The sequence below is a fragment of the Streptomyces sp. NPDC059851 genome, from assembly GCF_042732005.1.
GTDB lineage: Bacteria > Actinomycetota > Actinomycetes > Streptomycetales > Streptomycetaceae > Streptomyces.
Genome location: NZ_JBHWJJ010000076.1, coordinates 1 through 7,590 on the forward strand (window position 1 = coordinate 1; position 7,590 = coordinate 7,590).

Annotated in this window: 6 protein-coding genes; 2 read left to right on the top strand and 4 right to left on the bottom strand. The window is 72.3% G+C overall.

Features of this window, described 5'->3' with window-relative positions:
- Nucleotides 1-91: 91 nt before the first annotated feature.
- Nucleotides 92-1,669, bottom strand: a complete 1,578-nt coding sequence (locus ACFV7Q_RS23885; protein ID WP_385431310.1) for an ABC transporter permease — start codon at nt 1,667-1,669, stop codon at nt 92-94.
- Nucleotides 1,666-2,631 (bottom strand): ATP-binding cassette domain-containing protein, encoded by a 966-nt coding sequence (locus ACFV7Q_RS23890; protein ID WP_385431311.1) that lies wholly within the window; start codon nt 2,629-2,631, stop codon nt 1,666-1,668. The genes ACFV7Q_RS23885 and ACFV7Q_RS23890 overlap by 4 nt, the downstream gene beginning before the upstream one ends.
- Nucleotides 2,632-2,706: 75 nt before the next feature.
- On the opposite strand from ACFV7Q_RS23890, the gene ACFV7Q_RS23895 reads away from it, so the two are divergent.
- On the top strand, nt 2,707-3,231 hold the full coding sequence (locus tag ACFV7Q_RS23895) for a GbsR/MarR family transcriptional regulator (protein WP_385431338.1): 525 nt from the start codon (nt 2,707-2,709) through the stop codon (nt 3,229-3,231).
- A 41-nt stretch (nt 3,232-3,272) separates the two neighbouring features.
- Here the strand turns inward: ACFV7Q_RS23895 and ACFV7Q_RS23900 are convergent, their stop codons facing one another.
- On the bottom strand, nt 3,273-4,100 hold the full coding sequence (locus tag ACFV7Q_RS23900) for a diacylglycerol kinase (protein WP_385431312.1): 828 nt from the start codon (nt 4,098-4,100) through the stop codon (nt 3,273-3,275).
- A 184-nt stretch (nt 4,101-4,284) separates the two neighbouring features.
- Here ACFV7Q_RS23900 and ACFV7Q_RS23905 point away from each other — a divergent pair, with 184 nt between their 5' ends.
- Nucleotides 4,285-5,568, top strand: a complete 1,284-nt coding sequence (locus ACFV7Q_RS23905) for an adenylosuccinate synthase (protein ID WP_385431313.1) — start codon at nt 4,285-4,287, stop codon at nt 5,566-5,568.
- 72 nt (nt 5,569-5,640) lie between these two features.
- Here ACFV7Q_RS23905 and ACFV7Q_RS23910 read toward each other — a convergent pair whose 3' ends face one another.
- The gene (locus ACFV7Q_RS23910) at nt 5,641-7,338 is read right to left on the bottom strand and encodes a PKD domain-containing protein (protein ID WP_385431314.1); all 1,698 of its coding nucleotides are present in this window, start codon (nt 7,336-7,338) and stop codon (nt 5,641-5,643) included.
- Nucleotides 7,339-7,590: the final 252 nt, after the last annotated feature.

Sequence of the window (7,590 nt, forward strand, 5' to 3'; positions counted from 1 at the left end):
CGGCGCGTCCACCTCCTCGATTTCTGCCGCGCGCTCTAAATCCCGCCCCCGCCCCCCCCGCCGCGCGGGGGGGCCTACGGCGCGTTCCCGGTCAGGAGGTGAGGTCGCGGCGCCGGAGGGCGGTGAGGCCCGCGGCGAGGAGGGCCGCGGCGAGGCCGGTCAGGGCCAGCAGCGGCGTCCAAGTCAGGTCCTGCGCGCCCGGCAGCTTCGGCAGGTGGGCGAACGGCGAGAGGTCCAGGACGGTCTGCGGAAGGTTCAGGGCCGGGCCGATCCACCCCAGCAGCAGGGCGGCTCCGGCCAGCGCCCAGGCGCCGGGGGCGTACTTCGGGGCGGCACCGTGCAGCAGGGCCGCCAGGGCGCCGATCACCCACACCGCCGGCAGCTGGGCGAGGGTGGCGCCGGCCGCCCCGGCCAGGTCCCGGCCGTGCCCGAGGCCCAGGCCGAGCCCGCCGAGCAGAAGGATCAGTGCGGACCCGCCGAAGGCCACGGCCAGGTGGCCGCCGGCCCAGCGCAGCCGCCCGACGGGGGCGGCGAGCAGCGGTTCGGCACGCTGCCCGGTCTCCTCGCCGGTCAGCCGGAGCACCGCCGAGACGATGTAGAGGGCTGCGACCATGCCGAGCATGCCGGCCATGGTGGCGAGGAAGGCGTCGGCGAGTGCGCTCTGCCCGCCCATGCGCTGGATGATCTCGCGGGTCCGCGCGTTGTCACCGACGAGCTGGGTTGCGCCGTCGGTCATCGCCCCGAAGACCGCTCCTGCCGTGAGGAACCCGATGCTCCAGCCGGCCAGGCTGCCCCGCTGGAGTCGCCAGGCCAGCGCGCCGGCGCTGCCGATCCGGCCCTCGGCGGGACCCGGGCGGGCGGGGAGGAAGCTCATCCCGATGTCGCGGCGGCCGGCGAGTGCGTACGCGACCGCCACCAGGACCCCGGCTGCCGCGGCGAACAGGCCGAGCACCCACCAGCGTTCGCCGGCGAAGGCCCGTACGTGTTCCAGCCAGCCCAGCGGCGAGGCCCAGGTCAGCGCGCTGTCCCCGGAGGCGCTGCCCGCATCGCCGGCGGCGCGCAGCACGAACGCGGTGCCGATCAGCGCCCCCGCGAGGCCCTTCGCGAGCCGTGCGCTCTCGGTGAGCTGTGCTGTGATGGCGGCGATGCCCGCGAAGAGCATGCCGGTGGCGCCGATGCCCAGGGCGAGCGCGAGCGCGCCGGCCGTGCCGTGCGCCCCGGCCAGGCCGCCGGCCACGAGGAGGGCGGCGACCGTGTTGGCGGTCAGGGCGGCCAGCAGTGCGGCCGTGAGCGGGGCGCGCCGTCCCACCCTGGCGGCCGACAGCATTTCCTGACGGCCCGTCTCCTCCTCTTCGCGGGTGTGCCGGACCACGATGGCCAGGCTCATGATCCCGGCGAGGACCCCGGCGAAGACGCCGCCCCGCCAGGCGGTGAGCGCGCCGAGCGAGTCCCCGAAGACGGGCCCGTACAGGGCGCGCAGCGAGCCGTTGGTGTTCATCGCGTCGGCGAGCCGTGCCCGGTCGGCTTCGGTCGCGTACGCCGATTCCAGGGAGGCGGGCAGGCTCAGCACCAGCAGGGCCACGACCAGCACCCACACCGGCATCATGACCCGGTCGCGGCGCAGGGCGAGCCTCAGCAGGACCGTCGTTCCGGCGAGTTGGTCCTTCATCGCGATGCGCCTGCCTTGGTCGCCGCTTCCGCGTGCGCGTCGTCCGCGTAGTGGCGCAGGAAGAGTTCTTCGAGGGTGGGCGGGGTCGCGGTCAGCGACCGCACTCCGGAGTCGGTGAGGGAGCGCAGTACGGCGTCCAGCTTGTCGGTGTCGGCCTGGAGACGGATCCGCCGCCCCTGCACCTTGACGTCGTGGACGCCGGGCAGGTGCGCGAGGCCGTTGGGCGGGCCGGCGAGCTCGGCGCTGATCGACGTGCGGGTGAGGTGCCGCAGCTCGGCCAGGCTGCCCGTCTCCACGGTGCGTCCCTTGCGGATGATGCTGACGCGGTCGCAGAGGGCCTCGACCTCGCTGAGGATGTGCGAGCTGAGCAGGATGGTGCGGCCCGCGGCGCGGGCTTCGGCGACGCAGTCCTGGAAGACCTCCTCCATCAGCGGGTCGAGGCCGGAGGTGGGCTCGTCGAGCACGATCAGTTCGGCGTTCGAGGCGAAGGCGGCGACGAGCGCCACCTTCTGCCGGTTGCCCTTGGAGTACGTGCGCCCCTTCTTGGTGGGGTCGAGCTCGAAGCGTTCGATGAGTTCGGCGCGGCGGGTCCGGTCGTGGCCGCCCGCCCGTCGCCCGCCACCGCCCTGCCCGGCGCGGCTGCCCTGGTGCAGCCGCCCGTAGAGGTCGATGACCTCTCCGCCGGAGAGGTTGCGCCACAGGGTGACGTCGCCGGGGACGTAGGCGACGCGGCGGTGGAGCTCCACGGCGTCGGCCCACGGGTCGCCGCCGAGCAGCTCGGCGGTTCCGGAGTCGGCGCGCAGCAGGCCCAGCAGGACGCGGATGGTCGTGGACTTGCCGGCGCCGTTGGGGCCGAGGAAGCCGTGGACCTCGCCGGTGGCGACGGAGAGGTCGAGTCCGTCCAGAGCGTGGGTGCGGCCGAACGCCTTGCGGAGTCCGGCGACGCTGATTGCCTTCGTCATGATTCTGAACGTACGCTACTTTCACAAATTTGTGAAGCTCGGGAACCGCGTAAAGTTCGAAGGGTGGCGAAGCAGATGAACACAGCGAACGCGCAGGACGGCCGGGACGAGCAGGAAGCGCGCGACGAACGCGACACCGAGGCGGTCTCCCGCTTCGTGGAGCGGTTCGCGGCCCAGCTGACCGACGCGGGCATGCAGCGCATGGCCGCCCGCGTCTTCGCGCAGCTGCTGGCCAGCGACAGCGGCGCGATGACCTCGGCCGAGCTGAGCGAGGCCCTGCAGATCAGCCCGGCGGCGGTGTCGGGCGCGGTGTCGTACCTGGCGCAGGTCAACATGGTCAGCCGCGAGCGCGAGCCGGGCTCCCGCCGGGACCGGTACGTCCTGCACAACGAGCTCTGGTACGAAACCTTCACCCGCCGCGACCAGGTCCTGACCCTGTGGGAAAAGACCCTGCGCGAGGGCGTGGCCGGTCTCGGCGCCGAAACCCCCGCCGGGGCGCGGGTCGCCGAGACGGCGGCGTTCTTCGAGTTCCTGCAGCAGGAGCTGCTCGGGATGATGGACCGCTGGCGCGCCCACCGGGCCACCCTCGACCTCACCTGACCCGGGCGACCGACCTGATCTGATCCCACCCGGTCCCGCGGTCAGCGCGGGAGGACGAGCCCCCACGCCGCCGGTCGCACGGTCCACGTGCGCCGGCGCACCGGCCCGGCGGCCGCCTCGTCGGCCCGGTACCGGAAGTCGGAACCGGCCACGGAAACGACCCGTGCCCGGGCCCCGACCGCGGTCCCGTCCACCCGGACGACGACCTCCGCGAGCCCGCCCCGGCCCGGCTCCAGCGACAGGTCTTCCACCGGCCGGTCCACGTCCGCCAGCACCACCCCGTCGGCCTCCACCCGCAGCCGGTGCCCGCCGGCCCCGCCCCGGGCGGGCGCCGGCGGCGGTCCGACCAGGGTGCGCACCAGCGAGCGGTACGCGCTGCGCACCGAGGGCCCCGCGGGCCGCGGCACGGACGGCCGAACGGGTGGAATCCGCAGGGCCCCCAGCACCACCCCGTCGCTGTCGTCGACCAGCAGGTCCCGCATGCCGACGACCCCGTCCAGGACCGCCCGCGCCGCGGACACCGCCGACAACGGCACCCCCAGCGCCCTCACCAGCCCCAGCGCCCCCGCCTGCCCCACCGGGATGACGGAGACGACGCCCGCGGCGCCCTCGCCGAGCCCCCGCTCCCGGTGCAGCAGCCCTACGGCCCGCACCAGTGCCCGGTCGTCGCCCACGATCACGGGCCGCCGATGGCCCCGGCGGGCGAGGGCCCGCGCGAACTCCTCCGGCGAGTCCGGGAGGCAGACCTTCGCCGCCGCCCCCGCCGACAGAACATCCCTCGCGATCCGCACGGACTCGCCGTCGAGACGGCGGGCGACCGGGTCGACGAGCACGAGCAGGCCGCCGACCGGCGCGCCCGCAGGGCTCATGGTGGGCTCCGGAGCCGACACCTCGGTCCTTCCTCGGGTAGCATCTTTGTGCAAGAGGCCCTTGCGCTATTGCGCCAGGGCCTTCGTCTATTCCGGGGTACCGGTCCGACGGCCCAGCCTGCGGTGTACATCGTCGTACGCCCCCTGGCCTTGGACATGCCCCATCCGGAAGAGGTGTACGCCTGTGCCCGCTCTTGTGCTGCTCGGAGCTCAGTGGGGTGACGAGGGCAAGGGAAAGGCCACCGACCTGCTCGGTGGATCCGTTGACTACGTGGTGCGCTACCAGGGCGGCAACAACGCCGGCCACACGGTCGTCGTAGGCGACCAGAAGTACGCGCTGCACCTTCTCCCTTCCGGCATCCTCTCCCCCGGATGCACCCCGGTCATCGGCAACGGCGTCGTCGTCGACCCGTCCGTACTCCTCTCCGAGCTGCGCGGGCTCAATGAGCGCGGCATCGACACGTCCAAGCTGCTGATCAGCGGAAACGCCCATCTGATCACGCCGTACAACGTCACCCTCGACAAGGTCGGCGAGCGCTTCCTCGGCAAGCGCAAGATCGGCACCACCGGCCGCGGCATCGGCCCGACCTACGCGGACAAGATCAACCGCGTCGGCATCCGCGTCCAGGACCTGTACGACGAGTCGATCCTCACCCAGAAGGTCGAGGCGGCGCTGGAGAACAAGAACCAGCTGCTCGCCAAGCTGTACAACCGCCGCGCGATCGACGCCGCCGCGATCGTGGAGGAGATGCTCCAGTACGCGGACCAGATCAAGCCGTACGTCGCCGACACCACGCTGATCCTCAACAACGCGCTCGACGAGAACAAGGTCGTGCTGTTCGAGGGCGGCCAGGGCACCCTGCTCGACGTCGACCACGGCACGTACCCGTTCGTGACCTCGTCGAACCCGACCGCGGGCGGCGCCTGCACCGGTACGGGCGTCGGCCCGACCAAGATCTCCCGGGTCATCGGCATCCTGAAGGCCTACACCACCCGCGTCGGAGCCGGCCCGTTCCCGACGGAGCTGTTCGACCAGGACGGCGAGGACCTGCGCCGCATCGGCGGCGAGCGCGGTGTCACCACCGGCCGCGACCGGCGCTGCGGCTGGTTCGACGCGGTGATCGCGCGCTACGCCACCCGCGTGAACGGCCTGACGGACTTCTTCCTCACCAAGCTGGACGTGCTGACCGGCTGGGAGCAGATCCCGGTCTGCGTCGCGTACGAGATCGACGGCCAGCGCGTCGAGGAGCTGCCCTACTCGCAGACGGACTTCCACCACGCGAAGCCCGTCTACGAGTACCTGCCCGGCTGGTCCGAGGACATCACCAAGGCCAAGACCTTCTCCGACCTGCCGAAGAACGCGCAGGCGTACGTGAAGGCCCTGGAGGACATGTCGGGCGCCCCGATCTCCGCGATCGGCGTCGGCCCGGGCCGCACCGAGACGATCGAGATCAACTCGTTCCTGTAGGACGGGCCGCCCCCCGTCCGGAAAGGGGCGGTGCGCCGACCGGCGCACCGCCCCTTTCGTCTTCCCCTGCGGTTACTTGGTGTCGTAGTAGCCGAAGACGTCGACGACCAGGTCGACGGAGTCCGGGCTCTGGTTCCAGAAGTCGACGACGCCGTGCTCGCCGGCGGCCGCCTGGACCAGGTTCGGGACGGTCCTTCCGCCCATCCAGTTCAACGTGGAGGAGAGCGGCTGCGGCGGCTGGACCGCATTGCCTTCCGCGTACTGGTCCCACGAGTTGGGGTCCGGGGCCACCGATAGGAAGCCGCCGCTGGAGGTGTTGGTGACGGTGGTGTTCAGGACGAAGGCCTCGAAGCCCTTGGCGCCGAACGACAGCGGGAGCCAGGCGTAGCTCCGGGGCGGGACGGGGCCGGGGTCCCGGTGGGTGGTGCGGGTGTCGAACATGCGGTACGGCCTCGGCAGCGGCAGGTACGACGCCTTGCTGTCCTTGCTGTAGTAGCCGACGACGTCGACCACCACGTCGGCGTCCATCCAGCTGCCGTTCCGGATGCTGATCTTCCCGTCCGCGCCGACCGGCACGATAACCGCGTTGGCGGTGGTCGTCGCCGCCATGAAGTTCACGCTGGACGTCGACGGGGTCGGGCTGCCGCTCGGGAAGACGGTCAGGTGACCGGGGGCCTTCTGGTTGGTGGCCGTCACGTTCAGCGCCACGGCGGTGGCGCCCGCGGGGACCTTCCCGCTGCCCGCGACCCGGACGTCGAAGGAGCCGTAGCCGGGCACCGTCCGCTTCTGCGGGCCGAGCCCGGCCCGGGTGTCGACGATCCGCTCGGGGCCCAGCGCGCTGTAGCCGTCGGCCGCCGACCGGGTGAAGTACCCGGTCACGTCCGCGACCAGGTCGACCGCGTCCCAGCCGCTGTTGGTCAGTTCCACGGTGCCGTCGGAGCCGATCGGCACGATGACCAGGTTCGAGTGGGTGAGGTGGGCCTCGTAGTTGAGGTTCGACGTGGCCGGCGGCGCCGTCCGGCCGGCGTGCGCCGTGATGTGACCGGCGGCGATCGTGTTGGTGACGGTCACGTTCAGGGCGACGGCGGTGGCCTCGGCCGGGATCTCGGCGGCGCCGGCGACCTTCAGGTTGACACCGGCCCGGCCGCGGACCTTGGCCTTGGCGGCGCCGGTGCCGTTGCGCGTGTCGAGCAGGCGGGTGGGCGCGTGCGGCGTGAAGTCGGAGCCGATGGTGCGCATCGAGAGCTCGTTGACGGCCTGGACGCCCCGGGCCGCATCGGTCACGGTGACCTTCACGGTGTAGTCACCCAGCTCCGCGTACCGGTGACTGTGGTTCAGGGTGCCGCCGCCGGACGCCTCGGCGGTGTCCTTGGTCCCGTCGCCCCACTCGACGGTGACGGAGAGCGGCCCGGCCGCACTGGTGACGACGGTTTCGAGGTCGAGGCCGTGCGCGGTCTCGGACTTGGCGTTGAGGGCGACCCGCAGGTCCGGGTTGCCGTCCGCCGCCCCGGCCCGCGGGGCGGCGTCGGCCTTGCCCTGCGCGTCGCCCTGCGCCTTGCCCTGCGCGGCGGCCAGCGGCTTGCGGACCGTGCGGTCCGCGGGGCTGGTGAAGGTCTGCGCGGCGGCCTTCAGCTTGAGCGGGTCGGCCTTGGGCGCGGTGACCGCCCGTACGTCCTTCCCGGACGGGCCGGCGGCCTGTGCCGGTACCGAGACGAGACCGACCCCCGCCGCGACGAGAGCGGCGGACAACATGACACGGCGACGGAGCACCGTACCCCCCTTGGTCAGGTGCGAGGAACCCGGTGAACGGGTTCGAACAGGCTTCAGAGTAGTGGAGTTTCGGGAAATATCCACCCATAACCGCAGGTCACGGCGCCATACCTCCGGAAGTATCCGGAACCAGGACTTCCCCACCCACAACAGAACCTGCTGCCCGTGAGATGGCTGTGGCGCCTGGTGCGGTTCCGTGCACCAGGCATCGAAATTCGGACAAAAAATGGGGCGGTGCGCCATCCGGCGCCC